Below are 21,597 nucleotides of genomic sequence, written 5' to 3'. Positions count from 1 at the left end.
TACATACACAGGGAGCCGCCCCCACCGAAGAACTCGGTGAGGGCGGCTCCCTCGTATATTTAGCTTTTAGTTCTCAGGATACGCCCCAGTAGCGGTGCGCCTGAACCCGTTAGCGAGAGCGGAAAGACTGAACCTTCGCCTTCGCCTTCGACACAGCATCACGAACTGCCGGACGAGCCTTGTACGCCAGCGTGTAGGCGCGGTAACCCAACGAAGTTACCGGAACATCCCAGGTACCCGGGTACTCCACCGACTCGCCGCCAAAGGACTTCTTGAACTTCGTGAAACCAGCCCACTCGTGATCCGGCTGATCCTCCGGCGCAATACCGAAGAGGTCAACGTACTTCAGACCCTTGCGCTTAGCGTCCAGGATAAAGTTCGTCACCACCGGAATACCCGCGGACAGGCGACGGTGCTCAAAAGAAGCCGCCGCATGCGCGTAGGTGCGGGTGTCATCCGAATCGTACACAAACGCCGCCGCAATCGGGGTGCTCTCACCGTTCTCATCGGTCAGCTTCGCAATGTACAGGGACGCCGCACCGGCGGGCATCAGCACGCGAGCAACCTGCATCAGGTACTCATCCTGCTGACGGTTAAAACCGTTACGGTCCGCAGTCTCATCCAAGAACGCGAACAGAATCGACAAATCCTCAGGATTCGTCGACACCTCAATGGTCACGCCCTTCTTGTGGATGTTGCGGTGCAGGTTGCGGTTATTGGACTTCATGCCCTTGAGGATCTCATCCTCAGAGCCCGAAAGATCAATAATCTGAGTGTGCGAAGGCTGCACCTGGCGAGGAGCCAGAACCGCACCGCGACGAGCCAAGAAAGCAGCCGCATCCTGATCGCCCCAAATAGCGGATTCAGTCGGCTCAATGCGCACAAACAGGCAACGATGCTTCGCAGCTTCTTCCTTCAACGACGTGAGAGCCTCATCAAAAGCCACAGCGCTGGAGGCGACCGGTCCGTACGGGCTGTACAGGTAGCGGCCGGTAGCGCCGCCCTCAACGGTCGCAAGGTACGACCAGCCGTTACCGCTCTTACGGATCACGGTGTGACCATTAGATTCCTGAAAACGTGCCCAAATATCGGACTGAAGAATATTGCTCATTCTTCTAGTGTATCCGAGCTTAGGGAACGTAAGCCTGGGGCTCCGACGAAGCTTCGGGTGCAGGAATGGGGCGGGGCGCGGAGGAGCTCTCCTCCGCCTCGCGCTCGGCCGCTGCCTTTGCCTTAGCCTCGGCAACGCGGGTGCGCAGAGCGGCTCCCTTGTCCATTGCGGTCTGGCGCAGATCCTGAGAGAACTGACGCAAATCAGCATGAACCTGCTGAGCGAATGCGTCAGTACCCGAACCCAGAATACGCAGAGCCAGCAGACCCGCATTGCGAGCACCGTTAATGGAGACGGTAGCTACCGGAACACCGGCGGGCATCTGAACAATCGACAGCAGTGAGTCCATGCCCTCGAGGTTCTTCAGACGTACCGGAACACCAATCACGGGCAGAGCGGTCACGGAAGCGAGCATACCGGGCAGGTGAGCGGCGCCGCCAGCACCAGCAATAATCACGCGGATACCGCGGCTGTGAGCCTTCTTGCCGTACTCAATCATGTCCTCGGGCATGCGGTGTGCAGAAACAACATCAGCCTCGTAAGGGATGCCGAACTCGTCCAGAACCTCGGCTGCGGCCTCCATGACCGACCAATCCGAATCCGAACCCATCACAATGCCAACAATGGGCTGGGAAGAATCATAGGGAGACTGAGACATAATCCTCATATCCTTTCAGGATGCGGTGGCGAACCACCATCATTAGGGGGATCCGGATACGCAGGATGCTCTCACCCCACGCACCGGCTAAAACAGGGGCTATAGGGGGCGGCCGTCACGCAAAATGGAGGCGGCATTCGCGGCGCTATGACGCAGCGCCTCAAGCTCAGCCACCGTGCCGGTAATGTTCACGTGACCAATCTTGCGGCCCGGGCGGGTTTCCTTGCCGTAGAAGTGAATCTTTGCGCGCGGTTCAGCCGAAAGCGCCAGCGGATAGACGCCAAAGATATCTTCGTTCTCACCGCCCAGGTAGTTCTTCATCACGGCAACACCCTCCAACACGGAGGTATCACCCAGCGGAAGGTCAAGTACCGCACGCAGGTGCTGCTCGAACTGGCTGGTCACCGAGCCGTCCTGAGTCCAGTGGCCAGTATTGTGCGGGCGCATCGCCAGCTCGTTGATGTAGAAGCCGGCGGGGGAGCCGGGAACCTCGAAAAGCTCAGCCGCCATTACACCGGTCACGCCCAGCTCGGAGGCAATGGTCACAGCAGCGGCTGCGGCAGCCTCAGCGATCTCGGGGTCCAGGTTCTGCGCGGGGGCAATAACCTCGTCGCAGATAGAGTTCACCTGGATGGTCTCAACGACCGGCCAGGGGCGCACCTCGCCGCTCTCACGGCGAGCCACTAGAGCGGAGAGCTCACGGGTGAAGGGCACTTTCTCCTCGGCAAGCAGGGCGGAGAAATCGGTGCGGGAAGGCAACTGCTCGAACCACGCAGTACTGCGCTCGCGAGCCTCCTCGGGGGAATCCAGAACGAGTACGCCCTTGCCGTCGTAGCCGCCGCGCGGGGTCTTCAGCACCACGGGCCAGCCAATTTCATCGCCGAAGGCGAGCAGCTCGTCCAGGGTAGAAACCTTAGCCCAGCGGGGGTTCGGCAGGCCCAGACGCTCAATAGCGGCGCGCATCAGGAGCTTGTCCTGAGCGTACTGGAGAGCTTCGGGACGGGGCTGAACATTCACGCCCTCCGCCATGAGGGTGCGCAGAAATTCGGTGGGCACATGCTCATGGTCGAAAGTGATGACATCCTTGCCGCGAGCAAATTCGCGGAGGGTGTCCAGATCTTTGTAGTCCCCGACGGGGGCGGTACGTACCGCTGCCACGGCGCCAACGGTGGGCGCCTCCGCGAGAATCTGCAGGTTCAGGCCAAGGTTAGTTGCTGCGGGTGCCATCATGCGGGCCAGTTGGCCTCCGCCGATGACGCCAATTACGGGTCCAGTCACAGGGTAAGTCACATCACCTAAGTGTACCGGGTTCGGAGGGCCTGTGGGAGCAAGACCACATTAAGGTCACAGAATGGGTTTAACTGGGCGGTAGAGCCCAATATTTGGGCGTAAAAGCCGGAAGAAATCGTAAAAACCTGCCTTCTGCCCAGTCAACGTGAGATGAAAGGGAATGTCTCGTTAGCTGGGAGGTCTGTGGAAAAACTCTCAAAGGTACAAACAACCAACCGGGACTGTAATAACATATAAGAGCTTGTAAAAGAGGCTGACGCACTCCATAGTGGCGGCATGAATGACACCCACCGTAACAGTGCCAGCTCTTTCCCCTGAACTCCTCTAGATAGGCCCCGTATGAGCGCACAGACTAAACCGACCATGACCGAACGCCTGAAATCCCTCTGGGACAGCTACGGTATTGAGGTGCTCAAATTCGGTACCGTGGGCGGTGCCGCCTTCATCGTCAACTCTGTAACGGTGTGGGTGCTGATGATGACCATCATGTCGGAGTCCCACACCAAGGCGAAGGTCGTTGCAAGTATTGTCGCAACCATCTTCTCTTGGCTCATGAACCGCCTGTGGACCTTCCGCGACTCCCGCTCCGAAAACTGGAAGCGTGAAGCGGTCGAATTCGGACTGGTCAACCTGCTCGGTATTCTCGTCGAAGCAGGCTGTGTGGCATTCAGTACCTACGTGCTGAACCTGCGCACCCCCGAGGCATCCTTCATCTCCGGTACGATTATCGGTACCATTCTGGGCACCATTCTTCGCTACTTCCTCTACCGCTTCTGGGTGTACGGTTCGCACCGCCAGAAGGTTGAAGAGGGCGAAGGCACCGACCACGAGGAGCTCGGCCGCATGTTTGATGAAGCCGCCGCCATTCTTGATGGCGAAGAACCTGCAGCACGTAAGGCAACCTCTGAAGCAACTGCACCTGAGGCACAGTCGAAGCCGGGCTCGCAGAACTCCTAAGCTCCTCGGGTTGAGCTCCTCTGACCGTAGAAGCAGCTTAGTTAGAACGTGGTATAACGATTCATCCCCCGACACGAACGGTGTCGGGGGATGAATCGTTTAAAGACCTATATGTTTGTTCGCGCTCCGTGTGATTGGTAGCCTTCCACGCGATTTTTCAGGCAACAGGAGAGGGGCGCTATGCGCGGGAAATCTCCACCGCACGCTCGGCAACCATCAAAGACGCCAGCTGCCCATTCTGCCAGTTGACGCTCGGGTCAGCCACAAACACCGCATGGCCCGAGACCAAAATAGCTAGCACCTCCAGCAGGGCGCTCAGGGTCGCCTCCGAGGCATCAAAACCGTAGTCGGGGCTCAACTCCAAAGCGAGCGCACGCTGCCCCGAAGGTAGCGTATAGCCCGCCGTACGATATGCCTGTGCCTGCGTGAGAGCCTGCTCGTAGGCTTCCGCATAGCTGAAACCCTCAATGATTTCTGCTGAATCATCGGGAAGCAGACCCGAGTACTGGTCGCCAAAGCTACGCACCAGAGCGCAGTAATCGAGCACCTCCTCGGCGTGCGGAGCCAGCGACTGCAGATCGCCGGTGTAGGAAAGCGCCAGCGGTGCACGGTCAACCGCCAGAAGGTACGCGGGGTTATTCGTATAGCCCGCCTCCTGCTCGGTGCAGACCGCGGCAACCAGCGGCTCATCCTGATCGAGGAGAGCGCCCACGCGCAGTGCCGCCAGTCCCAGAACAATAGTGCGCCAGTGCAGAGGTGCTTGGAGGTCAAAACCCTCGCCGGACTCCAGCTCGCATTCTTCAACCAGCAGGTTTGCGCTCTTATCAATCCAGTTCATGAGAACCCTGCCGGAGAGCTCAATGCGCTCGCCGTTTGCCGAGTACCAGATGAGGGCGGGGGTCTGCTGGCTGCTGAGCTTCTCAAAGAAACGGTTCAGAGTTGTAGGCACGGATGCGCCGGTGGGGGAGAGAGTAACCATGGGTTTCACTCTACCGCACGGTTCAGAAGGAATGGAGGCACGGGGACAGGTTCGGGGGGTCTGCGGGGGAGGTGATGCGGTTCTATGAGGGAGTAGAGCGTCGGTCACCGGGCTAGAAAGTACAGGGGTAAAGTAAAAACTTCTAATGGGGCTTAAAAAAACCTAATGATGAAAAACCTTTGCACTAACGAAGGTCCTGTTTTGAAATACAGCATATATATAAATTGTAAATATAAATGTTTCGCAATAAGCGCGGAAAATATGCAAGGCATGGACGCCAAAAAGATAAACTTTTCTTTTCGAATTTCCTGAAAATTTCTGGTAGCGGGGGGTTTGGCAGACCCCTGCTGAGCTGACTTCCCTTATATTTGCAGTCAAGATGCAGAATTTACCGGCGATGGAAACTAGCCCTGAAAAGGGGAAACTTGAGACCGGCTCAAGATGTGATACAGGGCAAGTGAGGGGAGGAAAAATATATAAAGGTCAAAATCACATTAAATATGACGCTTGTAACACATACATCTAAACATTGATTAAGTCTAGTTTGACGAAACGGCGTGTCGCACGTCTAATAGATGTATAACTGCGTTTGCTCCGGAAGGGACCGTAGAGGCCAGAGCAAACCGCTCCACACCATACACACGAAGATTCCGTCCACGACGGATCCGCAGACTCATTAAGTTCACAATGAGAACACGGAAGGAAAACCCATGGGCTCCTACATTGCATCCGACCGCTCTGTCGCGGCCGCGCGCGCATCAGGCGCTCAGCACCGTAGCATGAATCCCACTCAATCTCTCGAAAAAGTCGCCGACGTCTTTCTCTCAGAAGCAGAACGAGCCAAGCGGCTCAACCCCCCTCTCTGCACTGACATCTGGACCGCAGCGGCAGGACTCTACGGAACCGAAGGCGAAGACGGAGAACTCGCCTGGCAAGCTGAAGCACTCTGCGCCCAGACCGACCCCGAAGCCTTCTTCCCCGAGAAGGGCGGCTCCACCCGAGACGCCAAAAGGGTATGCGGTGTATGCCCTGTGCGCGAAGAATGTCTACAATATGCAATGGACAATGACGAGCGCTTCGGAATCTGGGGCGGGCTGTCAGAACGTGAACGCCGCCGACTGCGCAAGCAGGCGAGCTAAGCCAGGAAGGTACCATCTACATGCAGACCGCACGACTGTGCTCCCGCCAAACCTGCCAGCGAGAGGCGACTGTTACTCTCCATTACTCCTACGCAGACTCCACGGCACTTATCGATGCACTCTCTGAATTCCGCGAACCCCACGCCTACGACCTCTGCGACGAACACGCCGCACGGCTGACGGCACCCCAGGGTTGGCGAGTGGTCTACAAGGTACCCGTTCAGGACACCACCGAATCTTAGAATTCAAAACCAAGAATTAAACACCCGAATGCAAAGAACCTTCCGCGAATTCATGCGGAAGGTTCTTTGCGTATGAGAAACTGGCAGATAGTACAGACACCCGCAACTCACTCAAACACCGATCACTCGAAAAGAACGCGAGATCCATGACCAAAGAAACACACCGAGGAATGTGGGGCGCACTGCGCCCGGCCATCCGCCGCACCAGTGCCGAAGAACTACTCCACGCCCGCCGCACCGAAACTAAAACCAGCGAACCGGCACCGCACACCGGCGCCTTCGGACGCATCGCAGCAGACGTACCCACCGTCGCCGAAGAACCCGACCTGCCCACCGGGAACGTACCCGTCGTCCCCGCACGCAGCAAACTACGCGAACAGGGAGTCGGCACCCGCGTACGCACCCGCACCAACGTCTCCACCGGCTTCGTGCCCCTCGTACGCGACTCGCAGAGCACCCCCAAAAACCCGACGCTCAGCGACCTCAACCGCGAAACCATGCAGAGGGCAGCCGAAGCAGCTGCAGTAGCTGAAGCCGAAAATGCGACCGAAGTGGAAACCGTCGCTACCGCGGAGGCGGCAAGCGCCTCCACCGCGGGACGCAAGTACCGCACCGAAACCACCCGCACCGGTCACACCCACGCGGTCGCGGACCCCAACGCACCGCTGTCTTCCCTGGCAACCTCGCCCGAAGCTGCAGAACGCGCCGCAGCCCGCGAAGACGCCGTGGAAGATACCCCGCGCTTCCTCAAGCTCCGCGCAACCCTCATCGCGCTCACCGTACCGCTGACCGTACTCATGATCGCGATCCGTGCTGTAGCCTCCGCGCCCTTCCTCTGGCTCGAATACCACCGCCCCGGATTCCCCGAAGACAGCTACGGCTACTACCTCGTCGAGAGGATGCGACTGGGCTCCTACGGCGTGGACTACATCAACAACTTCGCGCCGCGCGAATACCTTGCCCGCGTCACCACCGGTGCCGACAACACCCTCGCCTTCACCGAAGCAGAAGTGAACCACATGCACGACGTGAAATGGGTACTGCTCATCGCCACCGTAGCTGTTGCCGCACTCTTCCTGCTGACGCTCTTTAGCAGCATCTCCCTGCGTGAACGCGCCCCCGGAACCATCCGCCGCAGCCTCTTCTGTGGCGCGTGGATTACCCTGGGACTCATCGCGGTGCTCGGCGTTGTGGGCGTCTTCGGTTGGGAATGGCTGTTTACCACCTTCCACCAGGTGTTCTTCCCGCAGGGCAACTGGGAATTCTCCGTACGAAGCTCCCTGATCCGCCTCTACCCGCCGCAATTCTGGATCGACGCGGCAATCGCCGTAGCAGTCCTCGTAGCCGCGCAAATCACGCTCCTGCTCGTGACCACCTGGCCCACCAAATACCGCAAGCTCAAGGCAGAACGCCGCCGCCAGGAACGCCAGGAACTGCGTGTCAAGCTCGCCTCCGCACGAGTCGGCGACAACTAAAAATCATCAGCCACTTCACCGTGCAAACCAGCGCGGAAAGGGCACAACAAAGGGGGCTGGGCTCTACCACACGGTAGAACCCAGCCCCCTTCGCTATACCCAAGCTCGCATTGCTCGCGTCTGAACCCACGTCTAAGACCAGGTCTAAAACCCCAGCCTAAAAACCTGAGCCTAAATCCAGGACTTAAACCACATATGCGAATACCACTGCTCATACGGAATTACCTGAGCAGTCCACAACGGCATAAAGTATGCACTCAACACCAGCACACCCACAAGGTAAATCGCCACCAGCGTCACGCCCAAACGGGCACGCAACACCGAACCGCGAGCACCCGACAGCGCCAGACCCAAAACACCCGCCAACAGCAGAATCAGGAACGGCTCAAAGGACAGAGCGTAGAAGTAGAACATCGTGCGATTCGGGTACATAAACCACGGGAAATAGCCCGCACCGAACACAACCAGCAGCGCACCAAAACGCCAATCACGCTTCAGCACCAAAACCAGAAGCGCCACAATAATCGCCGGAATAAAAGCCCACCAAATCGCCGGGTTGCCGATATTCAAAATAGCCTCGGAACAGGACTTCACGGTACAACCCGAAGAACCCAACTTCGGCGACTCATAGTAGTACGAGGTCGGGCGACCCAAAACCAGCCACTGCCACGCCTGCGAAGAATACGTATGCGGGCTACTCAAACCAGAATGGAACTTAAACGCCGAGACATGGTACTCCCACAAGGAACGCAAATCCTCAGGAAGCCACATGACACCCTTGCCCGGGTTCTCAACCGCCCAGCGGCGGAAATACGCATTCGACGACTGGAACCAGCCCGCCCAAGTGCTCAAATACACCAGCAGACCCACACCAATCATCTGGAAGAATGCGGGGATGCCGTCACGCACCAGTGCCGTCAAACCCCACTTGTTCAGACCCACAATACGGCGAGCATTAATATCCCAGAACACCGTCAGCAGACCCATCGCCGCAATAAAGAACAGCGAATTCCACTTCACACCCACCGCGGCACCGGCACACACACCGGCAGCGAAACGCCACAGGCGCAGACCCATGCTCGGGCCCCACGGCATCGGCGGAAGCACACCGCCATTCTGGCGTGCCGCCTCCGCAATATGGCGCGCCAACACGCGCCGCGCCTGAATACGGTCAAGCACCAGACACGCAAAAGTCGCCAAAATCCAGAACATCTGGAAAATATCCAGCAAAGCCAAACGAGACTCCACCAGCATCAGACCATCCACAGCAGCCAGCAGCGCCGCAATAGTCGCCACCGTCATCGAACGGAACAGCAACCAGCCAACATAGGCAATCAACGCCACCGACAGGGTGCCAATCACCGCAGCAGAAACACGCCAACCAAAGGGATTATTATCACCAAAAATTGCCATGCCCGCGGCAATCATCCACTTACCCAACGGAGGATGCACCACATACTCCGGCGAATCCGTCAACAGACCCGACGGGTGACCCGCCGCAAAGGAAGCATTAGCGTCCTTCGACCAGCTCAACTCATAGCCATAATGCACATACGAGTAGGCATCCTTGGCGTAGTACGTCTCATCAAAAACAATGGCATTCGGATGCGCCAAATTATAAAAACGCAGAATACCGGCAACCAGCACAATCAATGCAGGCGCCAACCAACCCCAACGCGGGGCACGAATATAGGCAACAGCGAGCGCATCCAGCAGAGAATCGAGGCCGTAACGACCGCGTTCAGACGAAGAACGGGTCGAATCAGCCGAACCAGCCGGAGCGGCAGATGCGGGAGAAAGTAGCTTAGGTATCTTCACCCCATCAATCCTAAAGGGTCAGAACGCACGATGCACCATTTCAGCCCGTGAACGGCATATATGACGCATCCGGAAGCCCACCCACACCAGCCACCTATTACCCGCCACCCCACCCGGCACCGGATTGAGCGCGGGCGTTACACTTAGTGGGTACACGAAGACCAGACACAGACACGAGGCCTGCCATGACCGCACCCGCAGAATACACCGAAGAAACCACCGACCCCTCAGAAACGGTCGAGGCACCCCAGGCTGACACCGCTGACGTCGCTGTCACCTCCGAAGAAGGCGGCGTGCTCATCCTCGGCGGCACCCCCATCGGCAACCTCGCTGACGCCTCCGATCGACTGCGCTCAGCCCTCGCCACCGCAGACCTCATCGCCGTTGAAGACACCCGCAAGCTACGCACCCTCGCCTCCGGGCTTGGCGTGCGCACCCGCGGTCGCGTCATCGTCAACCACGACCACAACGAAACCGAACGTAGCGAAACCATCGTGCAGGCGGTACAGGACGGCCAGCGCGTGCTGTTGCTCTCGGATGCGGGCATGCCCACCATCTCCGACCCCGGCTACGTTGCCGCCGCAGCCGTCGCGGAAGCCGACCTGCCCGTCACCGTGGTGCCCGGCCCCTCCGCCGCGTTGACCGCGCTCGCGCTCTCCGGCCTGCCCACCGGACGATTTACCTTTGAGGGTTTCCTCGCCCGCAAGGGCTCCGAGCGTTCGCGCCGCCTCGCCTCGCTGGCGGGGGAGGAACGCACCATGATTTTCTACGAATCTCCGCACCGCACTGCCTCAACCCTGGCAGACTTCGTGCAGACCTTCGGCGCCAACCGCCGCGGAACGGTCAGCCGTGAGCTAACTAAGCTTCACGAAGAGGTTCGACGCGGTACCCTGGCTGAGCTTGCCGAATGGGCTGAGTCTGAACGCGTCCGAGGCGAAATCGTCATTATCGTTGAGGGTGCGCAAGCCCCCGAAACCCCCGAAGCGCAGGACGTAGTGCAGCTGGTCCTCGACCGCGTGGCTGGCGGCGAGCGCCTCAAGAGCGCCTGCGCTGCGGTCGCCGCCGAGACCGGTACCTCCAAGCGTGATTTGTACGAGGCGGCACTGGCTGCCCGCTCCGAATAACCCAGAAACACTCCCCAGCTTTACCCCGCAGTTTTATCCCAAGGATTTATCAATGTGTCAGAGCCATCCCGGTCCTGAAATCACCCAGGAGTACCTGAACTCCCTCGCCGCCCTGGCGAACTACACCCTGCCCACCCCCGCGGCACTCCAGGCAACCGCCCTGCCTAACGGCTGGGAGCCGGTGCCCGGTGAAGTACCCGCACCCTATAAGGCGGAACTCTACACCGGCATCAGCGACGCCGAAGGCGGAGAAGGAACCCGCCGCCGCTCCACCACCGGCGAGAACGGTCGCAGCCGCAATCTGGTCTTCCCGCCCGCCCCCGAACCGCTGCCGTACCCCATCGTGGATAACCACACCCACATGGACCTGCTCGACGGCGAAGTAGAAATCAGCGCCCGCGATGCACTCGATGCCGGTGAGAAGCTCGGCATCGCCGCCATCGTGCAGGTCGGATGCGATATCCCCTCCTCCCTATACGCGGTCGCCGCCGCGCAGGCTGATGAGCGCGTCCTCGCCGCTATTGCGATTCACCCCAACACCGCTCCTGAGCTGGCTGCAGCCGGTCAGCTGGAGGCGGCGCTCGCCACTCTCGACGAGCTTGCCACCGCCGACCGTGTGCGCGCTATTGGCGAGACCGGCCTGGACTATTTCCGCACCGGTGAGGAAGGTATGGAGGCGCAGCACTACAGCTTCCGTGAGCATATTCGCATTGCGAAGAAGTACAACCTGGCGCTGCAGATTCACGACCGTGACGCGCACGAGGACGTTGTGCGGATCCTGGATGAAGAGGGTGCGCCGGAACGTACCGTGTTCCACTGCTATTCGGGTGGCCCGGAGCTTGCGGCGATCTGCAATGAGCGCGGCTGGTATATGAGCTTTGCCGGCACGGTGACTTTCAAGAACTCGAAGGGTATTCAGGAGTCGTTGGCGATGGCTCGCCCGGAGCTGATTCTGGCTGAGACGGATGCACCGTTCTTGACCCCGCATCCGTTCCGTGGCCGCCCGAATGCGTCCTACATGACGAACTACACGGTGCGTTTTATGGCGGCTCATCGCGGTGAGGAACTGGAGGCGCTCTGCCGCCGTATCCGTGAGAATTCGGAGCAGGTTTACGGTCAGTGGTAGGCGCGTACAGCCTGTAGCGGATAGCTACTCTGGGCTGCCTCATGGGTAAGCCGTACGGTACCTGGCCCCTGATTTGCACCGGCTTGTACCTGATTTCCGATCGGGTGCTGAGCTGTTGCTCAAGCAGTTCGAGAGTAAGGTTCCGGGTACCGTGGCTGATGATTACAAGCTGTACCAGCAGTGGGGTGTGGATGTGCGTTTTGTGCAGCCTGGCCTGTGCGGCTGGGAGGGTAGCAGCGTCATCCTGGAATCTGGTAAGAGCCACCTGGAGATGCTGGCTGAGAATCAGAAAGGTTCGAGCGCCCTGGATCGAGTGCGTATTGCGTTGGCTCCGAAGATGCGTTTGGTGAATGCAAAGAATACTCTGGACGCCACCATTGATGAGGTGAAGCAGCGTCTGGGCAAGGCGAAATAAGTAAGCCTCTTTGAGAAAGCCTTTCTTCGTCATATATGTATGGCGGGGAGGGGCTTTTTTGTAGTTATTTTCAGCTTTAGCGCGTGAGGTATCGTGTAACGTGCGAGACATAACAGGGGGCTGCACGCCAATTGTTGGGTACTATCTTCACATGAGTGATAGGGTATTTTTATACATACAATTCATCACTCACTGACTAGGCATTTTGTTATCGTGCGCGCATATTTTCGGCGTGCTTTGTGTTTGTCGGTGCCAAGTCAATACTCGGCACTCATGCATGGCTTCTGTCGTTTCAGATCAGGACCGTATGGGTGCGCCAAGCAAAGGGAAATTCATGGCAAAAATTCTGAAATACGTTCTGGGACTGGACGGCGCTAACCGGTTTGATTCTTTCTTCTCGGTGGGGGCACCCGCTCAAGGTTTTCAGCGTTATTCTGCGGTGGATAACCGTGATAATCACGTCACTGATGCACAATTCGATAGCAAGCTGTTCTTGACTCGTTACGGTAAAGAGCCGAGGCCTGCCGAAAAGGGTTGCGCTTTGAGCCACTACCACATGTGGAAGGACTTCCTCGCTTCAGATGCCGACTGGGCTTTGCTGGCAGAGGACGATGTTCTCATTTCCCCTGACCTGCAGCCTGTAGTGGAGAGGATTATCGAAAAGTATCCTCACGTGCAGATGGTTAACCTGGGCGATATCTACGCTTCTGAAGCTGGCAAGCTCAACCCGCAGGTTGATTACCCCCGTCTTTCGTTGCTTTCTCCTTTTGTGTACGGCAAGTACCGTATGGGTAGTGCCTATGGTTCAAAGCCTCTGTATGGTGCTGCCTTGTATCTTCTTTCGCGTTCTGGGGCTGAACGACTCGTAGAATGTTATGGCGAGACGGTTCCCGGCGTTGTTGCTGATGATTATTCTCTCTACCGAGAATGGGGAGTAGACGTATATTTGGTGCAGCCCGGCCTGTGCGGCTGGGAAGGCACCAGCCTCATTCAAACTTCTGGCGTTCGTCACTTGGAAAGTCTCAAGAGCACGCAGCATGGCACCGGTTTTATCGACCGGGTGCGCATCGCCCTGGCGCCGAAGAAGCGTATTGTGAACGCGAAGAATATTCTGGATGCCACTCTCGAAGATGTGAAGCAGCGTCTAGGACGATAATCCAGAGACGGTAACCCAGAGACGGATTGGGCTACTACTATCGCATAAAAATGTGAATACGTGGATCTTCTGCCCTGTCATTTATCCCCTCCCTATCGTGTATATGCGGTAGGGAGGGGATTGTTTTTGCTGTGCACCGGTACACGCGTGCCGTACCGCGTTTTAACCTGCGGACACAAGAGATTGGTGCATGGTGAATGATAGAATTTTTTCTACGTTGCACAGTAGTGTGCGTATTTATCACACGCTCAATATTCAGACTTCATGCCATTAACGCACCGATTTTTAAGATGGATGAACTTTCCTGTCGTGCAGGGGGTCTGATGTTCTGAAAGCTCGCCAATAACCGACGCAATCTTCTATCGCTTAGGTTTTCTGGATGAGCTGTTGAAAGGAAAAAAATATGGCAAAGATTCTGAAGTATGTTCTGGGCCTGGACGGCGCGAACCGTTTCGATTCGTTCTATTCGGTGGGTGCGCCGGCGCAAGACTTTATCCGTTATTCTGCGGTGGATAATCGCGATAATCACGTCGCTGATGAAGAATTTGACGTTGAGTTTTTCCGTAGCCGTTGGCATCGTGACCCTAGCCCCGCGGAGAAGGGCTGCATGCTCAGCCATGTGAATATGTGGCGTGACTTTATTGCAAGTGACGCCGATTGGGCGCTGATTGCCGAAGACGACATCCTTATTTCTCCGGATGCTGAGGCGGTCGTGAACGCAATCATCACGAAGTACCCGCAGGTTCAGCTGGTGAACCTCAGCGATTCTTTTGCAAATGATGCCGGCAAGCTGAACCCGCATGTGGAATACATCCGCCTGTCCCTGCTGTCTCCTTTTGTGCACGGTAAGTACCGTATGGGTAAGCCGTACGGTACCTGGCCCCTGATTTGCACCGGCTTGTATTTGATTTCCCGTTCGGGCGCTGAGCTGCTGCTCAAGCAGCTTGAGGACAAGGTGCCGGGTACTGTGGCTGATGATTACAAGCTGTACCAGCAGTGGGGTGTGGATGTGCGTTTTGTGCAGCCGGGCCTGTGCGGCTGGGAGGGTAGTAGCGTCATCTTGGAATCCGGTAAGCGTCATCTGGATAAGGTGAATAGCCTCCAGCACGGTACTGGTCCTCTGGATCGACTGCGCATTGCTTTGGCTCCGAAGAAGCGTATTACAAACGCTAAGAACGCCCTGGAAGCCACTCTTGATGAGGTAAAGCAGCGTTTCTCGCGGTAATCTAAACTGTAACCTCCCCACCATCCATCTATGTGAAGGAACGCTGTGAACGATCTGCCCCTGCTCGGCCCTGCTGAGATTCGCGAGCTCGCCGAGATGCTCGGTATTCGTCCCACGAAGACTCTTGGGCAGAACTTTGTGATTGACCCCAATACGATTCGTCGTATTGTCAACGCGGCAGAGATTTCACCGGAGGAGACGGTGCTGGAGGTCGGCCCGGGCCTGGGCTCGTTGACCCTCGGCATCCTGGATGCTGCGAAGGATATGGTTGCGGTTGAGATTGACCCGCCGCTGGCTCGGCAACTCCCGCACACGATTGAGAAGTTCCGCCCCGAGAAGGTGGACGATATTGACGTGGTGCTTATGGACGCTTTGAGGGTCACCGAGTTGCCTCGCACTCCGGATGCTCTGGTGGCGAACCTGCCCTATAACGTGGCGGTTCCGGTGCTTCTGCACCTGTTTGCGCAGTTCCCGAGCATTCGTCACGCCCTGGTGATGGTTCAGGATGAGGTCGCCGACCGTCTTTCGGCGACCCCGGGCTCGAAGATCTACGGTGTGCCCTCGGTGAAGGCTAATTGGTATGCCGAGGTGTATAAGGCGGGCGTGATTGGCAAGAACGTGTTCTGGCCTGCACCGAAGATTAACTCTGGTCTGGTGGGTTTCCGTATGCGCGAGGAGCCTCTCTCGACCGTTGATCGCGACCTGGTGTTCACGATTGTGGACGCCGCTTTCGCTCAGCGCCGTAAGACTCTGCGCGCTGCGTTGAGCTCCTGGGCGGGCTCGGGTGCGCGTGCGGAGCAGATTCTGGTGGCTGCCGGTATCGCTCCGACCGAGCGCGGTGAGAAGCTGGATATTCACGGCTTTATCCGCATTGCGGAGGCTTCGCTGACCGTCCCGGCTGAGCCTGTAACGGAGTAGCTTCTTCCCGCTCTAAATTTTTCACTGACGTTCTCACGCGAGTTCCCGTGCGAAAGGTGTATGCGCTGATGAGTACCGCCTCCCAGGTCACTATTTCGGTTGATGCTCCCGGTAAGGTCAATCTGTACCTTGCCGTGGGGGATGTCCGTCAGGACGGCTACCACCCGTTGACTACGCTTTTTGCGGCGGTCTCTTTGCTGGAGACCATCACGGTCTCTGAGGGGCAGGCACCGGGGCTGAGCTTGAGCATGGATATTGTGCCCGGCTCCCTGGTAGATCAGCAGATGCAGGCGGGGCAGTTCGACCCTGCCGCTGTGCCGATGGATGAGCGGAACCTCGTGTATCGTGCCGCTGCGCTGATTCTTGCGGAGCACGGTATCGAATCTGTCCCGGCGCTGCACCTGCATATTGCGAAGGCTGTGCCCGTGGCTGGCGGTATGGCGGGCGGTTCAGCGGACGCGGCTGCCGCCCTCATTGCTACGGACCGTTATCTGTACGCAACCGGTCGCACCGGTGCGCTCCTGACCCAGGCGGATTATGAACGTCTTGCCGCGCAGCTGGGCGCAGATATTCCCTTTAGCGTGCGCGCTGCACTCGGCCAGACCCTCGCCCTGGGGCAGGGGACCGGTACAGAGCTGCAGAATGTTGCGGCGCCTCGGGAACCTCTGCACCTGGTGGTTGTTGCCGCGCAGTTTGGCCTCTCAACCCCCAGCGTGTTCAAGCAGCTGGATGCGGGCCGTGCCGCCGGTGAGTATCCCGCCTCCGGCGAGCTGGTGGAACCCGTAGAGCTTCTGGAAGCTCTGAACTCTTATGACGGTTCGGAGGCGGCGCTCGCCTCCTTGGCACCGCTGCTACGCAACGACCTGCAGACACCCGCACTTTCGTGCGCCCCGCAGCTGGAGCAGACTCTGAACCTGCGCGAGAGCGAGGGCGTGTACGCCTCCCTGGTATCTGGTTCCGGTCCGACGGTGCTTCTGCTGACTTCTTCGCAGGCCCGGGCGGAGGCTCTTGCCTCTACTCTTCGCGCTGCGGGCAACCACGCCGTGAGCGCGGTCAGTGCGGTTCTGAATCACCCTTAGTTGCCGCTGTAGCTGAGCGCTGAATATATGAAGAAGAATGCCGGTTCTAGATTCAATCTAGAACCGGCATTCCTTATCTCAGTAGACCTTAGCCCAGCAATTCGGAGAGTTCGAGCCAGCGCATTTCTAGCTCGTCAATCTCATCCTGAAGTGCCTGCTGCTGCTCGCCGAGCGCCGCCAAACCGGCGTAGTCCGAGGCGTCGTGCGTGCTCATCTGCTCGGAGAGCTTCTCCTGCTCTGCTGCGAGCTTGGCGAGGCGGCGCTCAATCGCGCCGGATTCCTTCTGCGCCGCACGCAGCTCGGCACCGGAGACCTTCGGGGTATCCGGCTCAGCAGAAGCCTGCGCCGAGGAGGCGGCACGCGCTTGCGCGCTACCGGCGGCAGAACCGCCAGCACCGGCTGCCGAGAGCGCCAAATACTCGTCCACACCGCCGGGCAGGTGACGGAACGAACCGTCAATCACGGCGTACTGCTGATCGGTCACACGTTCCATGAGGTAACGGTCGTGGCTGACCACCAGCAGGGTGCCCGGCCAGGTGTCCAGCAGGTCCTCCATCGCGGCGAGCATATCGGTGTCCAGGTCGTTGGACGGCTCGTCGAGAATCAGCACGTTCGGTTCATCCAGCAGAATCAGCATGAGCTGCAGGCGACGCTTCTGACCACCCGACAGGTCCTTGACCGGAGTAGACAGCTGCGCGCTCGTAAAGCCCAGACGCTCCAGCATCTGCGAGGGGGACAGTTCCTTACCATCGGCAATGTAGCTACGCTTCTTGCGGCCAATCACATCCGAGACGCGGTCGTTAGCAACCTCGTTGAGTTCATCGAGCTGCTGGGTCAGGGTCGCAATCTTCACAGTCTTACCGTGCTTGACACGGCCTTCGGTCGGCTTCAAATCACCGGTCACCAGGGAGAGCAGAGTGGACTTACCCGCGCCGTTCACGCCTAGGATTCCGGTGCGCTCGCCGGGGGCAATACGCCAGGTGACCTTCTTCAGCACCGGGCGCTTGCCGCCGGGCATCGAGGGATCGTCGTAGACGACGGAAACGTTTTCGAGGTCGACCACGTCCTTGCCGAGGCGGGAGACCGCCATCTTCTTCAGCTCCACGGTGTCACGCACCGGCGGGACGTCCGCAATGAGGGCGTTGGCGGCATCAATGCGGAACTTCGGCTTAGAGGTACGCGCGGGCGCACCGCGGCGCAGCCAAGCGAGCTCCTTGCGCATCAGGTTCTGACGCTTCGCCTCCGCTGCGGCTGCCTGACGGTCACGCTCCACACGCTGCAGGATGTACGCCGCGTAGCCGCCCTCGAAGGGCTCGACGATGCGGTCGTGCACTTCCCAGGTGTCGGTACAGATTTCGTCGAGGAACCAGCGGTCGTGGGTGACGACCATGAGTCCGCCAGCATTCTTGGACCAGCGGGACTTCAGGTGGTTAGCGAGCCAGGTGATGGCTTCAACATCCAGGTGGTTGGTGGGCTCGTCGAGCATGAGCACGTCCCATTCCTGCGCGAGCAGGGAGGCGAGCGCTACGCGTCGACGCTGACCGCCAGAGAGCGAAGAGACGGGTGCATCCCAGGGCAGATCGGAGACCAGGCCCGAGATGACATCGCGGATACGGGACTGCGAGGCCCACTCGTATTCGGGGGTGTCGCCCACAATCGCGTAGCCAACCGTGTGGTCGTCGTCGAGGACATCGGACTGGTCAAGGTAACCGATGCGGGTGCCGCCGCGCACGGTAACGCGGCCGGAGTCCGGGTCGAGCCGGCCGGCAAGGATCTTCATGAGGGTGGACTTGCCGTCGCCGTTGCGACCGACAATGCCGATGCGGTCGCCTTCGTTCAGGCCGACCGTGATGCCTTCAAAGATGGTTCGGGTAGGGAATTCGAGGTGCAGCGATTCGCCGCCAAGTAGATGTGCCACGCCTTCTAGGGTACAGGGTGAGTGTTCAGTTCAAGTAGCGCTCCAAGCTTTGATGAGGGGCTACTTGGCGGTGCTGAGAAAAGCTGTGGGGATTGCGGGGCGCGCGGCTAAGTTGAGCACAGATATTTGATAAACTGAGGAAAGCATTTCCTGCATTGCGCTGTTCTGTGCCCAAAATGGCGGTCAATGACGATGAGGACCCGCTAGCGGGGGCTTGTCGTGAATGTAAGGATAATCCGCCATGGTGTAATGGCAGCACAGCGGCCTTTGGAGCCGTTTGTCTAGGTTCGAGTCCTAGTGGCGGAGCGTAAGCACTCAACGGCACCGTTGATAGAGAGTTAGCGGTCAGCGCTCACTCCTCACTCTTACAACCTCGTCTAAGGAGTCTTCCCAGTGAACACTGAACTGGCACCCTCTGCAGTGATCGTTCTCGCTGCAGGCGCTGGTACGCGCATGAAGTCCGCTACCCCCAAGGTCATGCACGGCATTGGTGGTCGATCCATGGTTGAGCACGCTATCGCTGCTGCACGCGATTTGAACCCTGAGCGCCTCGCTGTTGTGGTACGCCACCAGCGCGATAAGGTCGCTGAGCATGTGCTTGCGTTTGACCCTGAGGTAACCATCGTTGATCAGGATGAGATTCCGGGTACTGGTCGTGCGGTTGAGGTCGGTCTGAATGCCTTGGATGCGCAGGCACCCGTCTCCGGCACCGTTCTGGTGACCTACGGTGACGTTCCTCTGCTGCGCCCCGAAACCCTGCGCGAACTGATTGCCTTCCACGAGGATGACAAGAACTCCGTAACCGTCCTGACCACCCACATTGATGAGCCCGGCGCCTACGGTCGTATTGTCCGTAACCAGGCTGGCGAAGTGACCGCTATTGTTGAGGCGAAGGACGCGTCCCCCGAAGAGCTCGAAATTACCGAGATTAACTCCGGTATTTACGCTTTTGACGCCGCTGTTCTGCGTGAGGCACTGCTCGAGGTGACCACCAACAACGCACAGGGTGAGAAGTACATTACCGACGTTCTGTCCATTGCTCGTTCTATGGGCTACCGTACCTCCGCTCTGGCTATTGAGGACCGCTGGGAGGTTGAGGGTGCTAACGACCGCGTGCAGCTGGCTCAGCTGGGTCGTATGCTCAACAACCGCATCCTTGAGGCTCACATGCGTAACGGCGTGACCATTGTTGATCCTGAGAACACTTGGGTTGACGTCACCGTCACCATTGAGAACGACGTAACTCTGCTGCCCGGTGTGCAGCTGCACGGTTCTACCACCGTTGCTACCGGCGCTACCATTGGCCCGGACTCCACCCTGACTGACGTGACCGTCGAGGCTGACGCTACCGTAATCCGCGCGCACGGTCATGGCGCTGTCATTGGCGAAGGTGCAACTGTTGGCCCCTTCGCATACCTGCGCCCCGGTACTACCCTGGGCAAGGACGCTAAGCTTGGCACCTTCTGTGAGGCTAAGAACTCGCAGATTGGCGATGGCGCAAAGATTCCGCACCTGTCCTACGTTGGTGACGCCACCATCGGTGAGGGCGCGAACATTGGTGCTGGATCTATTTTCGCGAACTACAACGGTCTGGTGAAGAACCGCTCCGTTATCGGCGCGCACGCCCGTATGGGTTCTGCGGGCATTTACGTTGCACCTGTTACCGTCGGTGACGGTGCCTACTCCGGCGCGGGCGCGCTGATCCGTAAGGATGTTCCTGCTGGCGCCCTCGCCTACTCTGAGACTTCCCAGCGCACCATCGATGGCTGGGTTCTGAAGAACCGTGCCGGTACCGAACCCGCCGAGGCCGCTAAGGCTGCTGGCGCGCAGGAACCGGCAGAATCCTAATTCGAGGAAAGAACAACACCATGAGTAGCGAGATTACCAACCCCGGTGAGCGCAAGCTTGTAGTGGTCTCCGGTCGAGCACACCCCAAGCTTGCCGAGGAGATTGCACAGGCACTTGATCACGACCTGTTGCCCACCTCCGCATACACCTTCGCCAATGGCGAGACCTACGTCCGCTTTGAGGAGTCGGTGCGCGGTGCGGACGCTTTCGTGATTCAGTCGCACCCGGCACCCATCAACGAATGGCTCATGGAGCAGATCATTATGATCGATGCGCTCAAGCGTGCATCCGCTCGTTCCATTACCGTGGTGTCTCCCTTCTATCCCTACGCTCGTCAGGACAAGAAGCACAAGGGTCGCGAGCCCATCTCGGCACGTCTGATTTCGGACCTGTACAAGACCGCGGGTGCTGACCGCCTGATGTGCGTGGACCTGCACACTTCGCAGATTCAGGGCTTCTTCGACGGTCCGCTTGATCACCTCTTCGCAATTCCGGTTCTGGCTAAGCACATCCGCGAGCGCGTGGACGACCTGTCCAACGTGACCGTTGTATCCCCGGATACCGGTCGTGTCCGCGTGGCTGAGCACTGGGCTGACCTGCTGGACGGCGCGCCTCTGGCGTTTGTGCATAAGACCCGCGATATTAACGTCCCCAACCAGGCTGTTTCTAAGACTGTTGTGGGTGACATCGAGGGTCGTACCTGCGTGCTGATTGACGACATGATTGACACCGGCGGCACCATTGCTGGCGCCGTGAAGGTCCTCATGGACAAGGGCGCGAAGGAAGTTATCATCGCAGCAACCCACCCGGTTCTGTCCGATCCGGCTGCTGAGCGTCTGTCCCAGTGCGGTGCTGTGGAGGTCGTCGTGACCAACACCCTGCCCGTGCCGGAAGAGAAGCAGTTCGATAACCTTACTATTCTCTCCATTGCTCCGTTGATTGCTCGCGCTATTCGCGAGGTCTTCGACGAGGGTTCTGTGACCGAGATTTTCGAGCACTAAGCTTCTAAAGCCTAACGAAAGTCCCCCGCTGACTACTGTCGGCGGGGGACTTTCTACTCTTGAGGCTAAGTTGTAGAGGCTAAAGCTAACCCGGCTGGAACAGATATCTGTTCCAGCC

At 58.5% G+C, this 21,597-nt stretch carries 19 protein-coding genes and 1 tRNA gene; 14 read left to right on the top strand and 6 right to left on the bottom strand.

Features of this window, described 5'->3' with window-relative positions; genetic code table 11:
• Positions 1–109: 109 nt before the first annotated feature.
• From HMPREF2942_RS03085 to HMPREF2942_RS03075, 3 genes are all read right to left on the bottom strand, one after another.
• Positions 110–1,111, bottom strand: coding sequence for a lipid II:glycine glycyltransferase FemX (locus tag HMPREF2942_RS03085; RefSeq protein WP_005506872.1), 1,002 nt, complete (start codon positions 1,109–1,111; stop codon positions 110–112).
• 19 nt (positions 1,112–1,130) lie between these two features.
• Positions 1,131–1,769 carry a 5-(carboxyamino)imidazole ribonucleotide mutase gene (gene purE, locus HMPREF2942_RS03080; protein ID WP_070688353.1) on the bottom strand — a complete coding sequence of 213 codons (639 nt, stop codon included), beginning with the start codon at positions 1,767–1,769 and terminating at the stop codon, positions 1,131–1,133.
• A 99-nt stretch (positions 1,770–1,868) separates the two neighbouring features.
• Positions 1,869–3,059 carry a 5-(carboxyamino)imidazole ribonucleotide synthase gene (locus HMPREF2942_RS03075; protein WP_070688352.1) on the bottom strand — a complete coding sequence of 397 codons (1,191 nt, stop codon included), beginning with the start codon at positions 3,057–3,059 and terminating at the stop codon, positions 1,869–1,871.
• A 339-nt stretch (positions 3,060–3,398) separates the two neighbouring features.
• On the opposite strand from HMPREF2942_RS03075, the gene HMPREF2942_RS03070 reads away from it, so the two are divergent.
• Positions 3,399–4,016: a GtrA family protein gene (locus HMPREF2942_RS03070; protein WP_049350052.1), complete on the top strand. Its 618-nt coding sequence runs from the start codon at positions 3,399–3,401 to the stop codon at positions 4,014–4,016.
• Between the two features lie 178 nt (positions 4,017–4,194).
• Here HMPREF2942_RS03070 and HMPREF2942_RS03065 read toward each other — a convergent pair whose 3' ends face one another.
• Positions 4,195–4,995 (bottom strand): TIGR03089 family protein, encoded by an 801-nt coding sequence (locus HMPREF2942_RS03065; protein ID WP_049350053.1) that lies wholly within the window; start codon positions 4,993–4,995, stop codon positions 4,195–4,197.
• Between the two features lie 710 nt (positions 4,996–5,705).
• Between HMPREF2942_RS03065 and HMPREF2942_RS03060 the strand changes: the two genes are divergently transcribed.
• The 3 genes from HMPREF2942_RS03060 (at position 5,706) to HMPREF2942_RS03050 (ending at position 7,851) form a co-directional block, all read left to right on the top strand.
• A complete protein-coding gene (locus HMPREF2942_RS03060; RefSeq protein WP_070688351.1) occupies positions 5,706–6,134 on the top strand; it encodes a WhiB family transcriptional regulator in 429 nt (142 codons plus the stop codon).
• Between the two features lie 20 nt (positions 6,135–6,154).
• On the top strand, positions 6,155–6,376 hold the full coding sequence (locus HMPREF2942_RS03055) for a DUF3499 family protein (RefSeq protein WP_049341550.1): 222 nt from the start codon (positions 6,155–6,157) through the stop codon (positions 6,374–6,376).
• Positions 6,377–6,522: 146 nt separating this feature from the next.
• Positions 6,523–7,851: a DUF1461 domain-containing protein gene (locus tag HMPREF2942_RS03050; protein WP_049341552.1), complete on the top strand. Its 1,329-nt coding sequence runs from the start codon at positions 6,523–6,525 to the stop codon at positions 7,849–7,851.
• A gap of 171 nt (positions 7,852–8,022) precedes the next feature.
• Here the strand turns inward: HMPREF2942_RS03050 and HMPREF2942_RS03045 are convergent, their stop codons facing one another.
• The gene (locus tag HMPREF2942_RS03045; protein WP_070688350.1) at positions 8,023–9,669 is read right to left on the bottom strand and encodes a dolichyl-phosphate-mannose--protein mannosyltransferase; all 1,647 of its coding nucleotides are present in this window, start codon (positions 9,667–9,669) and stop codon (positions 8,023–8,025) included.
• A 185-nt stretch (positions 9,670–9,854) separates the two neighbouring features.
• Here HMPREF2942_RS03045 and rsmI point away from each other — a divergent pair, with 185 nt between their 5' ends.
• The 7 genes from rsmI (at position 9,855) to HMPREF2942_RS03010 (ending at position 16,712) form a co-directional block, all read left to right on the top strand.
• Positions 9,855–10,793, top strand: coding sequence for a 16S rRNA (cytidine(1402)-2'-O)-methyltransferase (gene rsmI, locus HMPREF2942_RS03040; protein WP_070688349.1), 939 nt, complete (start codon positions 9,855–9,857; stop codon positions 10,791–10,793).
• A gap of 52 nt (positions 10,794–10,845) precedes the next feature.
• Positions 10,846–11,919, top strand: coding sequence for a TatD family hydrolase (locus HMPREF2942_RS03035; protein WP_070688348.1), 1,074 nt, complete (start codon positions 10,846–10,848; stop codon positions 11,917–11,919).
• A gap of 151 nt (positions 11,920–12,070) precedes the next feature.
• Positions 12,071–12,334 (top strand): hypothetical protein, encoded by a 264-nt coding sequence (locus HMPREF2942_RS03030; protein ID WP_246824337.1) that lies wholly within the window; start codon positions 12,071–12,073, stop codon positions 12,332–12,334.
• A 334-nt stretch (positions 12,335–12,668) separates the two neighbouring features.
• Complete coding sequence (locus HMPREF2942_RS03025) at positions 12,669–13,490, top strand: glycosyltransferase family 25 protein (RefSeq protein WP_070688347.1); 822 nt, start codon at positions 12,669–12,671, stop codon at positions 13,488–13,490.
• Between the two features lie 403 nt (positions 13,491–13,893).
• The gene (locus tag HMPREF2942_RS03020) at positions 13,894–14,715 is read left to right on the top strand and encodes a glycosyltransferase family 25 protein (RefSeq protein ID WP_049338737.1); all 822 of its coding nucleotides are present in this window, start codon (positions 13,894–13,896) and stop codon (positions 14,713–14,715) included.
• A 45-nt stretch (positions 14,716–14,760) separates the two neighbouring features.
• On the top strand, positions 14,761–15,633 hold the full coding sequence (gene rsmA, locus HMPREF2942_RS03015) for a 16S rRNA (adenine(1518)-N(6)/adenine(1519)-N(6))-dimethyltransferase RsmA (RefSeq protein WP_070688346.1): 873 nt from the start codon (positions 14,761–14,763) through the stop codon (positions 15,631–15,633).
• Positions 15,634–15,701: 68 nt separating this feature from the next.
• On the top strand, positions 15,702–16,712 hold the full coding sequence (locus HMPREF2942_RS03010; RefSeq protein ID WP_070688345.1) for a GHMP family kinase ATP-binding protein: 1,011 nt from the start codon (positions 15,702–15,704) through the stop codon (positions 16,710–16,712).
• An 88-nt stretch (positions 16,713–16,800) separates the two neighbouring features.
• Here HMPREF2942_RS03010 and HMPREF2942_RS03005 read toward each other — a convergent pair whose 3' ends face one another.
• A complete protein-coding gene (locus HMPREF2942_RS03005) occupies positions 16,801–18,630 on the bottom strand; it encodes an ABC-F family ATP-binding cassette domain-containing protein (RefSeq protein WP_070688344.1) in 1,830 nt (609 codons plus the stop codon).
• Between the two features lie 235 nt (positions 18,631–18,865).
• Here HMPREF2942_RS03005 and HMPREF2942_RS03000 point away from each other — a divergent pair.
• The 3 genes from HMPREF2942_RS03000 (at position 18,866) to HMPREF2942_RS02990 (ending at position 21,479) form a co-directional block, all read left to right on the top strand.
• Positions 18,866–18,936, top strand: a tRNA-Gln gene (locus tag HMPREF2942_RS03000).
• Positions 18,937–19,023: 87 nt separating this feature from the next.
• Positions 19,024–20,478 (top strand): bifunctional UDP-N-acetylglucosamine diphosphorylase/glucosamine-1-phosphate N-acetyltransferase GlmU, encoded by a 1,455-nt coding sequence (gene glmU / locus HMPREF2942_RS02995; protein WP_049341570.1) that lies wholly within the window; start codon positions 19,024–19,026, stop codon positions 20,476–20,478.
• Between the two features lie 20 nt (positions 20,479–20,498).
• Entirely contained in the window at positions 20,499–21,479 is a 981-nt protein-coding gene (locus HMPREF2942_RS02990; RefSeq protein WP_049327934.1) for a ribose-phosphate diphosphokinase, read from the top strand.
• Positions 21,480–21,597 lie beyond the last annotated feature (118 nt).

This window comes from Rothia sp. HMSC071C12, from assembly GCF_001813895.1.
Classification (GTDB): Bacteria; Actinomycetota; Actinomycetes; order Actinomycetales; family Micrococcaceae; genus Rothia; species Rothia mucilaginosa.
Note: the sequence above shows the minus strand (reverse complement) of the source record. Positions and strands in the feature narration are given on the sequence as shown.